Origin of the sequence: Lysobacter sp. TY2-98, from assembly GCF_003367355.1 — a bacterium.
Lineage (GTDB): Bacteria > Pseudomonadota > Gammaproteobacteria > Xanthomonadales > Xanthomonadaceae > Cognatilysobacter.
This window is the reverse complement of the sequence record NZ_CP031413.1, coordinates 2,367,660-2,384,888: the sequence shown is the minus strand read 5'-3', so window position 1 is coordinate 2,384,888 and position 17,229 is coordinate 2,367,660. Positions and strand designations below refer to the sequence as shown.

At 68.1% G+C, this 17,229-nt stretch carries 17 protein-coding genes; 7 read left to right on the top strand and 10 right to left on the bottom strand.

Annotated features, from left to right (window positions below):
* Nucleotides 1-58 precede the first annotated feature (58 nt).
* From DWG18_RS11575 to DWG18_RS11555, 5 genes are all read right to left on the bottom strand, one after another.
* Nucleotides 59-1,003: a DegV family protein gene (locus tag DWG18_RS11575; protein ID WP_115647333.1), complete on the bottom strand. Its 945-nt coding sequence runs from the start codon at nt 1,001-1,003 to the stop codon at nt 59-61.
* Between the two features lie 92 nt (nt 1,004-1,095).
* Nucleotides 1,096-1,755, bottom strand: coding sequence for a hypothetical protein (locus tag DWG18_RS11570; RefSeq protein WP_115647332.1), 660 nt, complete (start codon nt 1,753-1,755; stop codon nt 1,096-1,098).
* Nucleotides 1,746-2,147, bottom strand: a complete 402-nt coding sequence (locus tag DWG18_RS11565; RefSeq protein WP_115647331.1) for a DUF1761 domain-containing protein — start codon at nt 2,145-2,147, stop codon at nt 1,746-1,748. The genes DWG18_RS11570 and DWG18_RS11565 overlap by 10 nt, the downstream gene beginning before the upstream one ends.
* Before the next feature lie 144 nt (nt 2,148-2,291).
* Nucleotides 2,292-3,587, bottom strand: a complete 1,296-nt coding sequence (locus DWG18_RS11560) for an amidohydrolase family protein (protein ID WP_115647330.1) — start codon at nt 3,585-3,587, stop codon at nt 2,292-2,294.
* A complete protein-coding gene (locus DWG18_RS11555) occupies nt 3,584-5,011 on the bottom strand; it encodes an amidohydrolase (RefSeq protein ID WP_115647329.1) in 1,428 nt (475 codons plus the stop codon). Before DWG18_RS11555 ends, DWG18_RS11560 begins: the two co-directional genes overlap by 4 nt.
* A gap of 178 nt (nt 5,012-5,189) precedes the next feature.
* Between DWG18_RS11555 and DWG18_RS11550 the strand changes: the two genes are divergently transcribed.
* Nucleotides 5,190-5,966, top strand: coding sequence for an AMP nucleosidase (locus tag DWG18_RS11550; protein WP_115647328.1), 777 nt, complete (start codon nt 5,190-5,192; stop codon nt 5,964-5,966).
* Between the two features lie 11 nt (nt 5,967-5,977).
* Here the strand turns inward: DWG18_RS11550 and DWG18_RS15320 are convergent, their stop codons facing one another.
* Nucleotides 5,978-6,535, bottom strand: coding sequence for a hypothetical protein (locus DWG18_RS15320; RefSeq protein ID WP_162823819.1), 558 nt, complete (start codon nt 6,533-6,535; stop codon nt 5,978-5,980).
* Between the two features lie 246 nt (nt 6,536-6,781).
* Here DWG18_RS15320 and DWG18_RS11545 point away from each other — a divergent pair, with 246 nt between their 5' ends.
* Nucleotides 6,782-7,339: a lysozyme inhibitor LprI family protein gene (locus tag DWG18_RS11545; protein ID WP_115647327.1), complete on the top strand. Its 558-nt coding sequence runs from the start codon at nt 6,782-6,784 to the stop codon at nt 7,337-7,339.
* A gap of 4 nt (nt 7,340-7,343) precedes the next feature.
* Nucleotides 7,344-7,883: a DUF924 family protein gene (locus DWG18_RS11540; RefSeq protein WP_205289447.1), complete on the top strand. Its 540-nt coding sequence runs from the start codon at nt 7,344-7,346 to the stop codon at nt 7,881-7,883.
* Nucleotides 7,884-7,940: 57 nt separating this feature from the next.
* Here the strand turns inward: DWG18_RS11540 and grxD are convergent, their stop codons facing one another.
* Nucleotides 7,941-8,867 carry a Grx4 family monothiol glutaredoxin gene (gene grxD / locus DWG18_RS11535; RefSeq protein WP_115647325.1) on the bottom strand — a complete coding sequence of 309 codons (927 nt, stop codon included), beginning with the start codon at nt 8,865-8,867 and terminating at the stop codon, nt 7,941-7,943.
* A gap of 74 nt (nt 8,868-8,941) precedes the next feature.
* Between grxD and DWG18_RS11530 the strand changes: the two genes are divergently transcribed.
* Nucleotides 8,942-9,778 carry a polysaccharide deacetylase family protein gene (locus DWG18_RS11530; protein ID WP_115647324.1) on the top strand — a complete coding sequence of 279 codons (837 nt, stop codon included), beginning with the start codon at nt 8,942-8,944 and terminating at the stop codon, nt 9,776-9,778.
* Nucleotides 9,779-9,785: 7 nt separating this feature from the next.
* On the opposite strand, the gene DWG18_RS11525 is transcribed toward DWG18_RS11530, so the two are convergent.
* The 3 genes from DWG18_RS11525 to DWG18_RS11515 are packed head-to-tail and all read right to left on the bottom strand — an operon-like array spanning nt 9,786 to nt 12,341.
* Nucleotides 9,786-10,484: a methyltransferase domain-containing protein gene (locus DWG18_RS11525; RefSeq protein ID WP_240318517.1), complete on the bottom strand. Its 699-nt coding sequence runs from the start codon at nt 10,482-10,484 to the stop codon at nt 9,786-9,788.
* The gene (locus DWG18_RS11520) at nt 10,481-11,092 is read right to left on the bottom strand and encodes an SGNH/GDSL hydrolase family protein (protein ID WP_115647323.1); all 612 of its coding nucleotides are present in this window, start codon (nt 11,090-11,092) and stop codon (nt 10,481-10,483) included. The genes DWG18_RS11525 and DWG18_RS11520 overlap by 4 nt, the downstream gene beginning before the upstream one ends.
* A 1-nt stretch (nt 11,093) precedes the next feature.
* Complete coding sequence (locus DWG18_RS11515) at nt 11,094-12,341, bottom strand: aminotransferase class I/II-fold pyridoxal phosphate-dependent enzyme (RefSeq protein ID WP_115647322.1); 1,248 nt, start codon at nt 12,339-12,341, stop codon at nt 11,094-11,096.
* Nucleotides 12,342-12,439: 98 nt separating this feature from the next.
* On the opposite strand from DWG18_RS11515, the gene rsgA reads away from it, so the two are divergent.
* From rsgA to DWG18_RS11500, 3 genes are all read left to right on the top strand, one after another.
* On the top strand, nt 12,440-13,573 hold the full coding sequence (gene rsgA / locus DWG18_RS11510) for a ribosome small subunit-dependent GTPase A (protein WP_115647321.1): 1,134 nt from the start codon (nt 12,440-12,442) through the stop codon (nt 13,571-13,573).
* Entirely contained in the window at nt 13,573-14,844 is a 1,272-nt protein-coding gene (locus DWG18_RS11505) for a flavohemoglobin expression-modulating QEGLA motif protein (RefSeq protein WP_115647320.1), read from the top strand. Before rsgA ends, DWG18_RS11505 begins: the two co-directional genes overlap by 1 nt.
* Before the next feature lie 85 nt (nt 14,845-14,929).
* Nucleotides 14,930-17,227 (top strand): NADP-dependent malic enzyme, encoded by a 2,298-nt coding sequence (locus DWG18_RS11500; RefSeq protein ID WP_115647319.1) that lies wholly within the window; start codon nt 14,930-14,932, stop codon nt 17,225-17,227.
* Nucleotides 17,228-17,229 lie beyond the last annotated feature (2 nt).

The window sequence follows — 17,229 nt, the reverse complement described above, 5'->3', positions numbered from 1 at the left end:
CCCAGCCGCGGGATGCGCGACCGGGCCGGACGTCATGCGCGCGTGACGCGCGTCGCCATCACTCCCAGGCGGGCGCGTCGGACGCGAAGCCCAGCGTGAGCGAACCGCGGCCGACGTTGACCATGCCGGTGAGGCTCATCAGGCTCTCGAACACTTCGACGCGGTGCGTGCGGCAGGTTTCGATCAGCTCGGCGTAGCCGGGTAGGCGACGCATTTCGTCGAGCGGGCCGCCGTAGCTCATCGCAAGCGTCGGCGTCATCAGCTTGCCGTCGCGGATGCGGCGCGCGGCAAAGGTGAACAGCTTTTCCGCCGCGGCGTCGAAGCCCTTCACCTTGGCGACCGGGCCGGTCTCGCCGCGGTTGCAGTGCAGGATCGGCTTGATGTCGAGTGCGCTGCCGAGCGTGGCGCTGAGGAAACTCACGCTGCGATCGCCGCGATGGCGGGTACGCGCGCGCAGATAGTTGAGGTCGCGCGGGACCATGTAGGCGTGCGTCGCGAGGGCGACCTGTTCGATGCGCGCTCGCATCTTCGGCGCGCCTTCCTGCGAATCGCGCAGCCGCACGGCTTCGACCGCCGAGATCGCCTGGCCGGAGAACACGTTCTGCGTGTCGATCACGCGCAGCGCGAACGGCGTGGTGATGCCGGCCGCAGCGCGCGGCTCCTTGTATTCGTTGAGGATCGCGAAGCTTGCCTGCGAGGTGTTCTCGAAGATCGGGCTGCGCGTCTTCGTGATCGTCATGCAGAACACGTAGTCGTATTCGACGACCAGCTTCTTCAGGAACAGGTCCTGGACCTGCTGCACGGTGAAAGGCTGCGTTTCCGCCTGCGCGATCAGCTCGGCCGACTGCGCGTCGAGGAACTCGAGCGTCGCCTGTTCGTTGCGCTGGTCAGCGAGCACGGCGTTGCCGATCTTGACGGTGATCGGCAGCAGGGTGATTTCGTGCTGGGCGAAGTACTCGAGCGGAAGATCGCAGGCCGAGTCGACGACGAGTCCGATGCGCATGGGTCAGGCCCCCTGTGGGCTTTTATTGTTCTTTGGCAGACGGATTATCGGTCGCGTCCGCGGATTCTTGATCGCGCTGGCGGCGCAGCCGTTCAGCATCCCGTGCTGCGGTGCAGCGCAACACGACGAACCAGTGCCCTCGGTGCTGCGCCGGACGAGAGGAACAACGTCCGCTCGCTCGCGTTGTAGTGGTCGGTGATATCGAGGATCAGGTCGAGGCGTCCGTCGTGATCGAGGTCGCCGGCGAACAGCAATGCGGGCGATGCGTCGTCGCCGAGCATCAACGTGCCGTCGTCGTAACGGCCCGCGTGGAACTCCTGCAACACCTGCGTGCGTGCGCCGCCGGCGAGCACCAGACGGCAGACGTCGCCACGCGCGGCGCAGTCGAGCTGCAGGCGGTATGAGGCGCCGTGCAGCTTGAGCGCGAGCGGCTTGGTCGGCAGGCGCAGCGGTTCGACGCCGGCCCACGCGGTGTCGACGGGGCCGATGCGCAGCTTGGGGCCTCGGAGGAGGAAGGTGGCGTCGCGAACGGTCGTCGTCACTTCGAGGCCGGTGTCGGTGCCGTCGGCGTCGACCACGTCGTCGTGCACGCGACGAACACGCACTTCCGTCGCCACCAGCGCGCTGCGACCGGTCGTGACCTGCAGCGCAAGCCAGTTCTCGCCGTCGCGCGCCGTGGCTTCGCCTTCGTGAAAGACGCCCAGCGGCTGCAGCGCGAATGCGGCGGCGAGGGCGACGCCGATCAGTGCCATGCGCCGAGGATCGCGCCGTAGAGCAGGAACTGCACGACGTGGTAACCGCCGTCGATGAGCCAGAGCGTCAGCGGCTTGCGTGCGAACGTGTAGTTGATGCCGAAGCTCGTCGCGACGAACAGCAGGCCGATCAGTGCTCCAAGCCCGGCGCCGTGCGCGACGCCGACGTCCTTGGGCAACGCGAGGGCCATCGCGAACGCGGCGACGAGGCTCAGCACGAACGCGGTACCGAACGTGCGGCCCGGGTGCTTGGGCGACTGGGTGACGTCGATCCCGGCGGCGCGGCCCCAGGCTTTCAGGAACAACGGGCCGTACCAGAGGCCACCGAGCATGAAAGCGGATGCGGCCGCAACGAGCACGGCCCAGGGATTGATGGCGGAAAACTCGGGCATGCGGGGATCCGGGCAGGGCGACGCTCCCCGGCGTCGAACCGTGGCGGAGCGTACGCGATGTGACGCATTGCACAATCGCCGCGTGTCGGCGATCGCAGGGCGGCACCGCCGGGATGACCGGCGATGCCGCGGATCGATCAGGCGTCAGCGCGCGCGATCGGGGACTGCGTACGCGCGCGGCAGCGGCCCTTGCGGCGCGAGGTAGCGGTCGCGCAGGTCGGTCTGGCGGCTGCGCATGACGATCGGGCGACCGTCGAACCAGACTTGCTTGGCGACGTTCGCGACGTCGAGCGGATCGCCCGTCCACAGCACGAGGTCGGCGCGCTGGCCGACCGCAATGGTGCCGGTGTCGCGCTGGCCGAACACCTCGGCCGGCACGCGGGTCAGCGCGGCGAGGCCGTCTTCCCACGACAGGCCGTTCGCGACGGCGTTGCCCGCGAGCTGACGCGTATTGCGCGCGTTGTGCGTCGGGTTCTCGCCCCCCTGCACGATGCCGACGGTGACGCCGGCCGCGCGCAGGATCGCCGCGTTGTCCATGCGCGCGCCGATCTCGTCGAAGTTCGCCGGCAGGTCCGCCAGCGGATCGACGAACACCGGCACCTTCGCCGCGGCGATCTCCCGCGCGACGCGCCAGGCTTCCGACCCACCGACGATGCCGATGCGCAGGTGCTGGCGCTGGGCGAACTTGAGCAGCTGGCGGATGTCGGCGGCACGATCGACCTGGAACATCACCAGGCCTTCGCCGCGCGCGAATTTCGCGAGCACCGCGCGACCGGCCGGCGTCAGCGACGCCGCGTTCGTCGTCGGCGCGATGCGGCCGCGCGCTTCATCCAGCCACTGTTCGAGCAGCATCCACTGGCCCGCGCGCGAATGGCCCGATTCCTCTTCGACCTGGTCGCCCAGCGCGATGAACAGCACGCGCGCACCGACCGGATCCGGCGTGCCGTCCATGCGCACCATGCCGCCCTGGCCGAGGATGATCGAGCCGCCTTCGCCCAGGCTCGGCATCAGCATGGTGTCGCCGATGCCTTCGATGCGGCTGACCGGAATCGCGGTGGCATCCGGATTGAACGCGAGGGTGACGTCGAATTCAGGACGCACGTTGATGGCGCGGCCGTTCTCGCCCATGCCGAGCGAGGCGTCGACCGTCGAGTCCTCGCCCGACACTTCCTCGACGCCCAAATGCGTCAGCCCGCCGAACAGCGCCGGCGTGACCGGTGCACCGTTCGCGTCGACGGTGGTGACGCCGGCGGGTGCTGACAGATGCGGACCGACCGCCGCGATGCGCCCGCCGTGCACCAGCACGTCGGCGTTCTGCAGCGTGCCGCGGGAGGTCGCGGTGTGCACCGTGGCGTTGCGGATCAGCAGCTCCTGCGCGGACGCGGAGCCGGTGAGCGCAACGAGCAGCGCGCCCGCGAGTACAGAAACGCAGCGGTTCATCGCACACCTCCCGTCTGCGGCGCGGCGCGTTGGCCGAGCATGAAATCCGAGACCGGCTGGCGCGACGGATCCTTGCGGTCGTAGACGCGCGCACCGTCGACGTAGACCTGTTCGGCCTGCGCGTAGCTGCTGAACGGCGTGCCGTTCCAGACGACGACGTCGGCCATCTTTCCGGTCTCCAGCGTGCCGGTCTTGTCGAGGATGCCCAGCGCTTTGGCCGGGTTCTGCGTGAGCCAGCGGATGGCGTGCTCGGGTGTGATGTCGATGCCCGCGAGCTTCGCGTGCGCCATCACCTTCGCCGCTTCCTGGTTCAGGCGCTGGATGCCTTCCTCCGAATCCGAATGCACGATCGCGCAGCTGTTCTGCGGACGGTCGACCAGCGCGATGTTTTCCTGGATGCCGTCGTAGGCCTCCATCTTGAAGCCCCACCAGTCGGCCCACATCGCGCCGCAGACGCCTTCGGCGGCGAGGCGGTCGGAGAGCTTGTAGGCCTCGACCGCATGGTGGAACGCGGCGACCTTGAAGCCGAACTCCTTCGCGAGGTCGAGCATCACGGCCATTTCGTCGGCGCGGTAGCAGTGGATGTGCACGCGGATGTCGCCGTTGATCGCGCCGGCGAGCGTGTCCATCTTCAGGTCGCGCTTGCCGCCGGTGGCGTTCTCCGAGTCCGGCTTCGGATCGGCCGACCACCAATGGTCCTTCTTCGCCGGCTGCGGGCGGTTCTTCTTCAGGTACTCGGTCGCGTCGATGAACGCGGCGCGGTAGCCGGCGACATTGCCCATGCGCGTCGACGGGCCGCCCTTCTTGCCGTAGACGCGCTTCGGGTTCTCACCGCAGGCCATCTTCAGACCCCACGGTGCGCCCGGGAATTTCATGCCCTGGTAGGTCGTGGACGGCACGTTCTTGAGCGTGACGCCGCGGCCGCCGATCAGGTTCGCCGAGCCCGGCAGGATCTGCAGCGTGGTGATGCCGCCCGCCATCGCGGTGAGGAAGCCCGGATCCTGCGGCCAGATCGAATGCTCGGCCCAGACGTTCGGCGTCGTCGGCGCGGTGGCTTCGTTGCCATCGCTCGCCGCGCTGACGGCCGGGCTCGAATACACGCCGAGGTGCGAATGCACGTCGATGATGCCGGGCGTCACCCACTTGCCGGTGCCGTCGACGATGGTGGCGTCGGCCGGCGCTTCCAGGCCTTTGCCGACCGCCGCGATGCTGCCGTCGCGCATCAGCACGTCGGCGCCGTCGAGGCGTTCGCCCGTACCGGTCAGCACGGTGGCGTTGCGGATCAGCACTGGCGCGGACGGAATCCGCGCATACGTGCTGGGGTAAGGGTCCTGCACAAAACGCGAGGGCGAGCCCGCGGCGCCGGCCGCGAGGGGCACCGCCAGCGCGACGGTGCAGGCGAAGGAAGCGAGGATCCGGAGCATGGACGTTCCGCGGACGAGGTAGCCGACGACCGTAACGGTGTGCTGCCGATCGTCACCGTGCCCTTGGTCATGCCGGCATCGACGCAGGTGGCGCTTCGGGCAATGCGTCGCCGCACGCCGGCTTCTGGGTCGGTGGCCCGCCTCGTGCGACCATGCAAAGAAAAAAAGGACGAAAACGATGAAAGACAAAGACCAGATCGTCGCCAACTGGCTGCCGCGCTACACCGGCGTTCCGCTCGAGGAGTTCGGCCAGCACCTCCTGCTGACGAACTTCGGTGGTTACCTGCAGACCTTCGCCCGCCTGATGGGCGCGCCCGTCGTCGGCCTCGACAAGCCGATGCCGAGCGCCACCGCCGACGGCATCACCATGATCAACTTCGGCATGGGCAGCCCGAACGCGGCGACGCTCATGGACCTGCTCTCGGCGATCTCGCCGAAGGCCGTGCTGTTCCTCGGCAAGTGCGGCGGTTTGAAGCGCAAGACCGTGCTCGGCGACCTCGTGCTGCCCATCGCCGCCATCCGCGGCGAAGGCACGTCGAACGACTACATGCCGCCGGAAGTGCCGGCGCTGCCCGCGTTCGCGCTGCAGCGCGCCGTGTCGACGATGATCCGCGACCTCGGCCACGACTACTGGACCGGCACCGTCTACACGACCAACCGTCGCGTCTGGGAACACGACGAAGCGTTCAAGGACTACCTGCGCAAGCTGCGCTGCATGGCGATCGACATGGAGACCGCCACAATCTTCGCCGCCGGCTTCGCCAATCGCATTCCCTGCGGCGCGCTGTTGCTCGTGTCGGATGCGCCGATGACGCCGGAAGGCGTCAAGACCGCCGAGTCGGACGCGCGCGTGACTGCGGACTTCGTCGACAACCACATTCAGGTGGGTATCGAAGCGCTTCGCCTGATTCGCCGACATGGGAAGTCGGTGAAGCATTTGAAGTTTGATGAGTAGTCATTAGTGGGTCATGGGCTCCAAGCGCCCGGAGGCGGTGCGGGCACGGTGCGCAGCAGCGCACGCCAGAGCTCGTCAACCTTGCGGTCCGAACCGCAGTGGCGGTCGCGCGCGGCGTAGCGCCCGCCGATGCAGGCCTCGAGAAGCGAGTCGCGACCATCCGTGCACCCGGTATTCCCTTGCGGCGAATGCCAGATCTCGTCGGAATTCCACGTCGTTCGAATCGCTTCCAGTGAACGTGTCGGGACGGTGCGCGTTGCGGCAGGTGCAACCCACCGTCTGAACGGCGCGGCCGGCGCGTCCAGAGGTGGTGGGGGCGGTATTGGAATTGGGGCCTCGCGCACCGACAGGTCCGCCTCTTCGCCGTGGACGAGGATGTCGACACGCCACGTGCGGTAAGGCGGATTGAAGAACCCGTCTCCGATGGTCACCCGGTAGTGGGGTTCCGTCGATTCATCGGTGGATTGACCACAGGTGGTCGCGAGGGGGCGATCGTCACTGCCCTCGGCCCGCGCGCTGTGTCCGGCAAGTTCGATGACGCTCCGGACATCGTAGTTCGTGGCGTCCATTCCCGATCGCGGCAGAGGAATCCACGCGTGGTCGAGCGATATCGCTACGGGGCCCCGAGCGCGCGACGTAACCACCCACGCGCTCATTCCGGCCGCAAGCGCCGTCGCAAAACATGCGATAGCGATGGGCTGTAGTTTGCGTCGACGGTTCATGTCCACACTCTAGTCCAACCGACCGACGGCATTCGACGTCGCGACCCCTGAGACCTTCGCGCCCGAGACTGTCACCCCAGACAGGAGCGGGACATGGAGCATGCCTTCCTGGTGATCCTCGGCGCGGCGTTGGCGTGGATCTTCTATTTCATCCAGCGCCAGGTCGAACGTCGGCGCACCACCGAAACCATCGAGCGCAACCAGAAGTTGCTGGCACTCAAGCAGGGGCTGGAAGGGTCGAAGACCAGCCTCGGGGATCTGCAGCGGTTCGAAGCCGGCCTCGTCGGCAAGGCGCAAACCGCGGTGGAGATCGCGGACGGCTATCTCGCACGCGCCGAGGAAGTGATCGAACGCGGCGCGGTCGAAGTGCTGCAGGACGACGAATTCACCGCGCAGGCGCGCGAGCGCCTGCTGTTCGCGGATGCGCGCCTGCATCGCGTCGTCGCGCGCCTGCGCGGCCAGCTCGATGGCGATGGCCAGGTCGCGTTCGATCGCACGCATACCGCGTGGCTGGCGTTCCGCGACCGGCATGCGCTTTTCATCGCACAGTCCTATGCTCGCGGTCCCATCCGCGCCCTGATCCAGGCGGTGACGCTGGAAAGCCTCACCGCCGCATGGATCGCCGAACTGGAGACGCAACTCGGTGAATGACGTGATCACGACCGCCGCCGATGTCGTCGCGTTCTGGCGCGAGGCGGGTCCGTCGAAATGGTTCACGCGCGACGACACGTTCGACGCGTGCTGCCGCGGCGTGCTCGACCTGCACTTCGCGGCGGCGCGCGGTGAGCTGGACGACTGGCGCAACGATGCGACCGGGGCGCTCGCACTGGTCATCCTGCTCGACCAGATTCCACGCAATGCGTTCCGCGGTAGCGCGCATGCGTACGCCACCGACCCGCTGGCGAAGTCGATCGCACAGCAGGCGATCGACGCCGGCTTCGACCTTGCGACGGAGGAACTGCTTCGTCCGTTCCTCTACCTGCCGTTCGAGCATTCGGAAGCGCTCGACGACCAGCGTCGCGCCGTTGAGCTGCATCGCGACCGGCTCAGTGCACCCGATGCGGACCAGTGGGCGAAGCTGCACCTCGACATCATCGAGCGCTTCGGCCGTTTCCCGCATCGCAATGCTGCGCTCGGTCGCGCGACTACAGCGGACGAGCAGGCCTTCCTGGACAGCGGCGGATTCGCCGGCTGACATCGGAAACAAAAACGGCCGCAGACGCGGCCGTTTTTCTGCAGGCAGCGACGCCACTCAGTAGCGCGGCACCGCGCCATCCACCTGCTGCGACCACGCCTCGATGCCGCCCTCGACGTTGTGGACGTTCGTAAAGCCAAGCCGGCGGAAATGCTCGGCGGCCGCCGCGCTGCGACGACCGTGGTGGCACATGAACGCCAGCGGCGTGTCCTTCGGCAGTGCTTCGAGCTCCGCCGACGCGTTGCCATCGAGCACCGAGAACGGCACGCGCACCGAAGCGATGGCGCGCTCCTCCGGCGGACGCACATCGACCAGCGTGATCGCGCCGTCGCCCAGCATGCGCGCGGCGTCGGCGGCGGTGATCGACTTTACCGTGCGCGCCTTCGGATTCTCGACCACCAGGCCGCGCCCGCGCTCGTCGTCGACCCAGTCGATGCGCAGGCCCTGTGCGCGCGGCGCACTGGCGAGATCGAACTGCGCGCGGATGCCGTCGACTTCCGTTGCGATCGCCTGCGGATCGATCGGTCCGAGCTGGAGCTGCGCACGGAAATCGGCGTCGACCGACACCTGCAGCGCATAGCCGGGACCGGCGTCGGCGATCGCGCTGCGCAGCATGTCGGCGGCGGCCGGCGTGATCTCGATCGACGGCGGAGTGCGGTCCGGCGCCTGCACGCCGAGCAGCGTGTGCAGCTCCCCCGAGTTCGCCATCTGGATCACGATGTCACTGCCGCCGACGAGTTCGCCGTCGACATACAGCTGCGGAATGGTCGGCCAGTCGCCATAGGCCTTGATGCCTTCGCGGATCTCCGGATCGGCCAGCACGTCCACGTGCGCATAGTCGATGCCGAGCCCGTTGAGGATGCCGGACGCCTTCGCCGAGAAGCCGCATTGCGGCATGCGGGGATCGCCCTTCATGAAGAGGACGACGCGGTTCGCCTGCAGCAGGGTGTCGATGCGGGTGCGCAGGGCGGGGTCAAGTGACATGACGTTAACCTTCAGGAAAGCGAACGCTCATTCTACGGCGCGGGGCCTTCCGACCGGCGTGGCATCATGCGGGCATGACCGTTCCAGCCGTCGCTCTCCACCGCGTGCCGCGCTATCCCCATGCGTGGTGGATCGGGCTGATGGCCGCGCACGTGCTCGCGTTCGCCTTGTGGTGGCGTTACGGATGGCAGTACGGACTGCCGCTGCTGGTCGCCTCGCACCTGGCGATGGTCTGGGGCACGTTGCGGCCGGATTCGCGGCTGTTCGGGCCTGCGCTCACGCGTTTCCAAACCGACGAGCGCGTGCTGTGGCTGACGATCGACGACGGCCCGTCCGACGACACGCCGGCCGTGCTCGACCTGCTCGACGCGCACGGCGCACGCGCGACGTTCTTTCTGGTCGGCGAGCGGGCGCGCCGACATCCCGACCACGTGCGCGAGATCGCCCGCCGCGGTCACGGCATCGGCAACCACAGCGACTCGCATCCCACCGCGCGCTTCTGGGCGCTCGGCCCCGGCCAGATGCGCGACGAGATTCATCGCGCGCAAGCGACGCTCACGGAGCTGTCTGGAACGCCACCGGTATGGTTCCGCGCGGTCGTCGGCATGGCCAATCCGTTCGTGGCCGCACCGCTGCAGAAGCTCGGACTCGCGCGCGTCGCATGGACGGCACGTGGCTTCGATGGGGCGGTGTCGGATCCGAAGCGCGTGGTGCGCCGCGTCGAACGTCTGCTGGCGCCGGGCGTGATCGTGCTGGCGCATGAAGGCGCAAAGCATGGGGGCAACCTCGAAACGCTCGCGTTGATGCTGCAGCGGTTCGATGAACTCGGTTATCGCTGCGTGCTGCCCGTGCCGATGGCGTCGACGCCGGGCCCGACCTTGCCGCGCGCGCACTCCAGCGTCGCGGACTGAAGCGCGATCACTCGCGCCAGGCGACGATCTGCCAGTTGTTGAACGGCGTGTTGCCGTTGAGTGGCGTGATCGCGTAACGCAGACCGGCGGCATCCAAGCGATCGCGCAGTAGGGCTTCACTGGGATAACGACGCGGCGCCGAATACATCCAGCCGGCGACCGCGGCCAGCGTGTCGAACGCCTTGCTGGTACGCGCGCGCCAGCCCGGCGTTTCCAGGCCGCTGCGAATGAACAGCTTCCCACACGGCGCGACCATCGCCGTCGCCGTATCGAGAATGCGGATCTGTGCCGGAGTGTCGACGTACTGCAGCACGTCGAGCAGGGCGACGCTGCCGGCGTGTTCGGGCATCACGCGGCTGAGGTCCACCGCATCGAACGTGACATCACGCAGTCGGGCGCGATCGGCAACACGACGCGCATGCGCGATCTTTCCCGCATCGATATCGACGCCGCGGTACGGCAGGTCGACACCGTCCTCGCGCAGCGTGTGCGCCAGCAGGCCGAGCCCGCAACCGAGATCGAGCAGCGGCGCGGTCGTGTCGCGCAACGCATCGGCGACCGCCGGATATAGGGGATCGCTGCCGAGCTTGGTGCGCGTGTAGAAGTAGTTCCAGCGATTGCCGAACGCGCCATCGGGCAGGAAAGCACGGGCGATGCTGCGGGCGCGCGCGCCGTCGAGGGGGCGCGTCTCCAGAACCGCGGTCACGCGGTATCGCCGAGCAGGCGATGGGCGACCGGAAGCGCGACGTCCACCCAGCGCGCATACATCGCGTGCGACGGATGCAGGCCGTCGGCGACGACCATCGCGTCCGCATCGCCACGTTCGCGGCTGGCCGGCGTGATGTCGACGAAGGGGATGCGCCGTGCCTCGCACATCGAGCGCGCGACGTCGTTGAACGCATCGATCTCGCGCGCGATCTGCGCGCTGTCGCGGCCTTCGTTGCGCGCGAAGGGAGTAACGCCCCAGTCGGGAATGGAGAGCATGAGCACGTGGTCAGGGCGTCCGCCCGCAAGCGCAGTGGCGGTGTCGAGCAGCGGGCTCAGCTGCGCGCGGTACTCGGCGGTGGTATGCCCGCGGTACTGGTCGTTGACGCCGATGCCGAGCGTCACGAAGTCGTAGGTGCCCAGTGGTTGCGCCGCGGCAATGCCGAGCGCCAGTTCCTCGGTGCTCCAGCCCGTCGTCGCGATCACGTGCGGCTCGCCGACGTCGACGCCACCGTCGCGCAGTGCGCGCGCCAGCTGCACCGGCCAACGATGCGCCGGCTCGACACCTTCGCCGCAGGTGTAGCTGTCGCCGAGCGCGAGTGCGCGCATGTCAGGCGACCTGCACGCGGCTCGCGTTCGCCGCCTGCGCGCGGCGCTCGAGCACGCGGTCGATGCGCGCGAACACTTCGCGCAATTGGTCGGGCTCGGGCAGCAGCGTCACGCGGAAATGGTCGCGGTCGCGCATGTTGAAACTGGTGCCGGGGACGATCAGCACGCCTTCGCTTTCCAGCATCTCGAGCGCGAACGCCTGATCGTCGAAATCGATCGCGGCGTCGCCCACCACCTGCGGGAAGCCATAGAGCGCGCCCGCAGGCGTCGCCATGCGCAGGTGACGGCTTGCGGCGATGCTTTCGTCGACCGCGCGACGCGCTTCGTACAGACGGCCGCCCGGTGCGGTGAGTGCATGGATGGTTGACGCGCCCGACAGCGCCGCATCGATCGCGAACTGCCCGGGGACGTTCGCGCACAGGCGCAGTGCGCCCAGCAGGTCCATCGCGTGGTGCAGGTCGCCGATCGCGAGCGGATCGCCGCTCAGCACCGCCCAGCCCACGCGCCAGCCGCAGGCGCGGTGCACCTTCGACAGGCCGCCGAACGACAGGCAGGGCACGTCGCCGGCCAGCGGCGCGAGCGGCTGGAATTCGGCGCCGTCGTAGAGGATTTCGTCGTAGATCTCGTCCGACATCAGCAGCAGCTTGTGCTTCGCGGCGATCGCGACGATGCGTTCGAGCAGCTCGCGCGGATAGACGGCGCCAGTCGGATTGTTCGGGTTGATGACGACGATCGCGCGCGTGCGTGGCGTCACCAGGCGCTCGATCTCGTCCGGATCGGGCAGGAAACCGTTCTCCGGCGCGCAGGTGTAATGCACCGCGCAGCCGTCGTTGAGGATGGTCGCGGCCGTCCACAGCGGGTAGTCCGGCGACGGCACCAGCACTTCGTCGCCCGGATTCAGCAGCGCACGCAACGACAGGTCGATCAGCTCGCTGACGCCGTTGCCGATGAACACGCGTTCCGGCGACGCATTGGGCGTGCCGCGGCGGCGGTGGTAGTCGGCCAGCGTTTCGCGCGCCGCGGGCAGGCCCTGCTGGTGGGTGTACGGATCGGTGTCGTGGATGCGCTCGGTGATCGCGCGCTGCAGGTGCTCGGGCGCACGAAACCCGAACGCGCCGGGGTTGCCGATGTTGAGCTTGATCAGCTTGCGGCCCTGGGCCTCCAGCTCGCGGGCTCGCCGGGCGAGTTCACCACGAATTTCGTAGCGGACTTCGGAGAGGCGTTCGCGGGTCTTGAGGGCGTGGGACATGGAAGCGGCGCTGGTACGCGGAAAATGGCGGCCAGCCTACCGGAAAACGTGTCGCAGCCGGCGGACGGCGGGGGGTGCGGTCTGGCTAGAATCCATGCATGACCGAAACCACCGCCGCTTTCACATCCGACCTCGCCGCGTTGCAGGCGATCGGCTGGCCGGTGACGGTCGACGCGGGCCCCGACGGTTGGCGCGAGGCGCTCGACGCCCGCCCGGACGCCCGTCCCGCCCGCGTGGTCGAACAGCACCGCACCGGCTACATCGTCCTGGACGGCCCCGACGACTCGTTCAGCGTCGAATCGCTGGGCGACTGGCTGCGCCCGCCGGGCTATCGCGAAGGCCGCACCGATCCCACCGATCGTCCCGGCGTCGGCGACTGGCTGCTGATCGAGGGCGGCCGCCGCCACGCCAAGGCCGTGGCGCTGCTGCCGCGCATGTCGGCGATCAAGCGTGGCGCCGCGGGCGAGCATTACCGCCAGCAGCTGATCGCGGCGAACATCGACGTCGCCTTCGTGGTGTGCGGACTCGACGGCGACTTCAATCCGCGCCGCATCGAGCGTTACCTGCTGCTGGTGCAGGGCGGCGGCGTCGAGCCGGTGGTGGTGCTGACCAAGGCCGACAAGGCCGATGCCGCCGAGGCCGCGACCATCCTGCGCGCGGCAGTGGGCGAGCAGCTAGCCGTGGTCGCGGTCAACGCGAAGGACGCGGCGAGCGTCGCGCAACTCGATCGCTGGCTCGGCGCCGGTCGCACCGCGGTGCTGGTGGGCAGCTCGGGCGCGGGCAAGTCGACGGTCACCAACACGCTGCTCGGACTGGACAAGATGAAGACCAGTGCGGTGCGCGAAAACGATTCGCGCGGTCGTCATACGACGACGCATCGCGCGCTGATTCCGCTGCCGCAGGGCGGGTGCCTGATCGACACGCCCGGCATGCGCGAACTCAAACCGACCGGCGAGGAAGATGTCACCGACACCTTCGCCGACATCGAAGCGCTCGCCGCCCAATGCCGTTTCCGCGATTGCAAGCACGAGAAGGAGCCGGGTTGCGCCGTGCGTGCGGCGGTCGAGGCCGGCACGCTGGATCCGCAGCGGTTCGCGAACTTCCGCAAGTTGTCGGATGAGGTGGCCGGCGCGGCCAATCGCCTGGCGACGCGCCGCCAGCAGCAGGCGGAGTCGAAGGTGCAGACGCGCGCGCTGAGCAAGCGCCTCGACGACAAGTACGGCAAGCATTGATGGCGACCGTGGAACTGCCCGCGGACGTCGCGCACCACGCCGCACTCGATGCCCGCATGGTGCGCGTCGCCCGCGACATCCGCGTGCTCGCGCTGGTGAGCTGGCCGGCGGGCGAGGAAGCGAAATTCCTCGCCGACTACGCCGCCGGCACCGCCCGGCCGCCCGTCATCGCCTACCCGAAGAGTGACTTCCGCGAGGCGCGCAGGGAACTCGAAGCGATCGTGCGCGAAGCCGATCCGCAGCACCCGCTGGGCCAGTACCTGATCGACTCCGCGCGCAACTGGGGCACCGCCGCGCTGATGTGCGAAGAGCTCGGCACGACGCGCGTTCTCGCTCATTCGAAGGAGCTGTACGGCACGCCGAACGAAACGCTGCCGGGCAACGGTCCCACTGCGCGCGAAGCCGCACAGCACTTCATTTCGATCGCGGATGAACTCGACGCCGGCCTGCTGTCGCCGTCGGAAACCATCCGCATTTCCGCGACGGCCCTTCGCCTGCAGCTGCAGAACGATCTCGACGACTTCTTCAACAAGCGCGTCATCGAAGTCGAACTCGATCCGGATCTCATCGCGAAAGCCGCCGCGGGCGCGACGCGCATCCGCCTGCGGGCCAGCGCGAACTTCAGCCAGTACGACCGCGACCAGCTGCTCAACCACGAAGCGTTCGTGCATTCGATCACCGCGCTCAACGGCCGCGAGCAGCCGGTGCTGTCGAGTCTGTCGCTGTCGTCGCCGCGCACCACGGCGACGCAGGAAGGCCTCGCGACCTTCGCCGAGCAGATCACCGGCAGCATCGACATCGGGCGCATGAAACGCATCTCGCTGCGCATCGAGGCGGTGGCACGTGCACTCGATGGCGCCGATTTCATCGACGTGTTCCGCTACTTCGTCGAGTCCGGGCAGACGCCGCAGGAAAGCTTCTCGTCGGCGCAGCGCATCTTCCGTGGCGTGCCCACCACGGGCGGCCATGCGTTCACCAAGGACACCGTCTACGTGCGCGGCCTGGTGGGTGTGCACACGTTCTTCCGCTGGGCGCTGCGCAATCGCAAGCTCGCGCTGTGCCGGTACCTCTTCGCGGGCAAGATGACGCTGGCCGACGTCCAGCGTTTCGAACCCCTGTTCGAATCCGGTGCCCTGCTGCCGCCGCGCTGGATGCCGCCGTGGCTAACCCGCATCAACGGGCTGGCCGGGATGCTCGCGTTCTCGCTGTTCGCCAATCGCATCCGCCTGGACAGCATCGCCGACGAGGGCGGTTTCCTGCTCGATTTCTGACGCTCGAGCCCCGAACCGTGCGCGTGCGTCCGAAGCGGCCGGTGGCGGCGGTTAGAATCGAGGGCCCGCCCGGTTTCGCGTCCCGATGACCCAGAGCTCCAGCGACGATCTCAAGCAGGCCGCCCTCGAGTACCACCGGGCCGACCCCCCCGGAAAGATCAAGGTCGCCCCGACCAAGCCGCTCGTGACCCAGCGCGACCTCGCGCTCGCGTACTCGCCCGGCGTCGCCTATGCCTGCGAAGCGATCGTGGCCGACCCGAACACGGCGTCGGAACTCACCGCGCGCGGCAATCTCGTCGCCGTCATCTCGAACGGCACCGCCGTGCTGGGCCTGGGCGACATCGGCCCGCTCGCCGGCAAGCCGGTGATGGAAGGCAAGGGCGTGCTGTTCCAGAAGTTCGCCGGCATCGACGTGTTCGACATCGAGGTCGACGAGCGCGATCCCGACAAGCTGGTCGACATCATCGCCTCGCTCGAGCCCACCTTCGGCGGCATCAACCTCGAGGACATCAAGGCGCCGGAATGCTTCATCGTCGAGCGCAAGCTGCGCGAGCGGATGAACATCCCGGTGTTCCACGACGACCAGCACGGCACCGCGATCATCGTCGGTGCCGCGGTGCTCAATGCACTCGAAGTGGTCGGCAAGAAGATCGGCGACGTGAAGCTCGCGACGTCGGGCGCGGGTGCGGCCGGTATCGCCTGCCTCGACATGCTGGTCGCACTCGGCATGAAGCCGGAGAACATCCTCGCGGTCGACCGCGACGGTGTGCTCTACACGGGTCGCGATCACATGGACCCGGACAAGAAGCGTTACGCGCGCGACACCGACAAGCGCACGCTGGCCGACATCATGGTCGGCGCCGACGTCTTCCTGGGTCTTTCCGCGGGCGGCGTGCTCAAGCCCGAGATGGTCGCGACCATGGCCGACAAGCCGGTCATCCTCGCGCTGGCCAATCCGTATCCGGAGATCCTGCCGGAAGATGCGAAGAAGGTGCGGCCCGACTGCATCATCGCGACGGGTCGTTCGGACTACCCGAACCAGGTCAACAACGCGCTCTGCTTCCCGTACATCTTCCGCGGCGCGCTCGACGTCGGCGCGACGGAGATCAACGAGGCGATGAAGCTCGCCTGCGTGCGCGCTATCGCGAAGCTCGCACGCATGGAGGCGGGTGACCTCGCCAGCGCTTACGGCGGCGACGTCCCGAAGTTCGGCCCCGACTATCTGATTCCGCGCCCGTTCGATCCGCGCCTGCTGGTCGAACTCGCGCCGGCCGTGGCGCGCGCCGCGATGGACTCGGGCATGGCAAAGCGCCCGATTACCGACATGCGCGCGTACGAGGAAAAGCTCGGCCAGTTCATCTACCGCACCGGCCTGATCATGAAGCCGGTGTACGACCGCGCGCGGGCCGATGTGAAGCGCGTCGTCTACGCCGAAGGTGAGGAAGAGACGGTGCTGCAGGCGGTGCAGACCGTTATCGACGAACAGCTCGCGAAACCGATCCTGATCGGACGCCCCGATGTCATCGCCACGCGCATCGAACGCCTCGGCCTGCGCATGCGTCCCGGCGTCGATTTCGAACTGACCAACATCAATTCGGATCCGCGCTTCGACAGCTACTGGCAGCAGTACCACGCGCTGACGGAGCGTCGCGGCGTCACGCCGGCGGCGGCGAAGAACCTGTTGCGTTCACGGCCGACGCTGATCGCCGCGCTGATGGTCGAACGCGGCGAAGCCGACGCGATGATCTGCGGCCTCGTCGGGCGCTTCCACAAGAAGCTCGGCTACCTGCGCAGCGTTTTCAGTTTCGACCGCGGCGTCACCGGCACCGCGGCGATGACCGCGGTCATCAACAACCTCGGCACGTGGTTCTTCCTCGACACGCATGTGCAGGTCGACCCCTGCGCCGAGCAGATCGCCGAAGCCACGCTGCAGGCGACGTACCGGATGAAGCTGTTCGGCATCGAGCCGAAGGTCGCGCTGCTGAGCCACAGCAACTTCGGCAGCCACGACAACGCATCGGCGCGGAAGATGGCGCAGGTGCGCGAGCTGCTGGCCGCACGCGCGCCCAAGCTCGAGATCGAAGGCGAGATGCAGGCCGATACCGCCTGGGACGACGAACTGCGCGTGCGCATGTTCCCGAACTCGCGCCTGCGCGGCCGCGCCAACCTGTTCGTGATGCCCAACCTCGACGCCGCCAACATCGTCTACAACATGGTCCGCGTGATGACCGATGGTGTCGCGATCGGCCCCATCCTGATGGGCCTCGACAAGCCTGCGCATATCCTGACCCCTGCATCGACGCCGCGCCGCGTCGTCAACATGACCGCGATTGCGGCGGTCGATGCGCAGATCCGCGCGGCGCAGGGCGCGAAACGGAGCTAGGG

Coding starts and splice junctions, on each gene's coding strand:
- DWG18_RS11575 (WP_115647333.1), bottom strand. CDS start 1,003: ATGCGCATCGGACTCGTCGTCGACTCGGCCTGCGATCTTCCGCTCGAG.
- DWG18_RS11570 (WP_115647332.1), bottom strand. CDS start 1,755: ATGGCACTGATCGGCGTCGCCCTCGCCGCCGCATTCGCGCTGCAGCCG.
- DWG18_RS11565 (WP_115647331.1), bottom strand. CDS start 2,147: ATGCCCGAGTTTTCCGCCATCAATCCCTGGGCCGTGCTCGTTGCGGCC.
- DWG18_RS11560 (WP_115647330.1), bottom strand. CDS start 3,587: ATGAACCGCTGCGTTTCTGTACTCGCGGGCGCGCTGCTCGTTGCGCTC.
- DWG18_RS11555 (WP_115647329.1), bottom strand. CDS start 5,011: ATGCTCCGGATCCTCGCTTCCTTCGCCTGCACCGTCGCGCTGGCGGTG.
- DWG18_RS11550 (WP_115647328.1), top strand. CDS start 5,190: ATGAAAGACAAAGACCAGATCGTCGCCAACTGGCTGCCGCGCTACACC.
- DWG18_RS15320 (WP_162823819.1), bottom strand. CDS start 6,535: ATGGACGCCACGAACTACGATGTCCGGAGCGTCATCGAACTTGCCGGA.
- DWG18_RS11545 (WP_115647327.1), top strand. CDS start 6,782: ATGGAGCATGCCTTCCTGGTGATCCTCGGCGCGGCGTTGGCGTGGATC.
- grxD (WP_115647325.1), bottom strand. CDS start 8,867: ATGTCACTTGACCCCGCCCTGCGCACCCGCATCGACACCCTGCTGCAG.
- DWG18_RS11530 (WP_115647324.1), top strand. CDS start 8,942: ATGACCGTTCCAGCCGTCGCTCTCCACCGCGTGCCGCGCTATCCCCAT.
- DWG18_RS11520 (WP_115647323.1), bottom strand. CDS start 11,092: ATGCGCGCACTCGCGCTCGGCGACAGCTACACCTGCGGCGAAGGTGTC.
- DWG18_RS11515 (WP_115647322.1), bottom strand. CDS start 12,341: ATGTCCCACGCCCTCAAGACCCGCGAACGCCTCTCCGAAGTCCGCTAC.
- rsgA (WP_115647321.1), top strand. CDS start 12,440: ATGACCGAAACCACCGCCGCTTTCACATCCGACCTCGCCGCGTTGCAG.
- DWG18_RS11505 (WP_115647320.1), top strand. CDS start 13,573: ATGGCGACCGTGGAACTGCCCGCGGACGTCGCGCACCACGCCGCACTC.
- DWG18_RS11500 (WP_115647319.1), top strand. CDS start 14,930: ATGACCCAGAGCTCCAGCGACGATCTCAAGCAGGCCGCCCTCGAGTAC.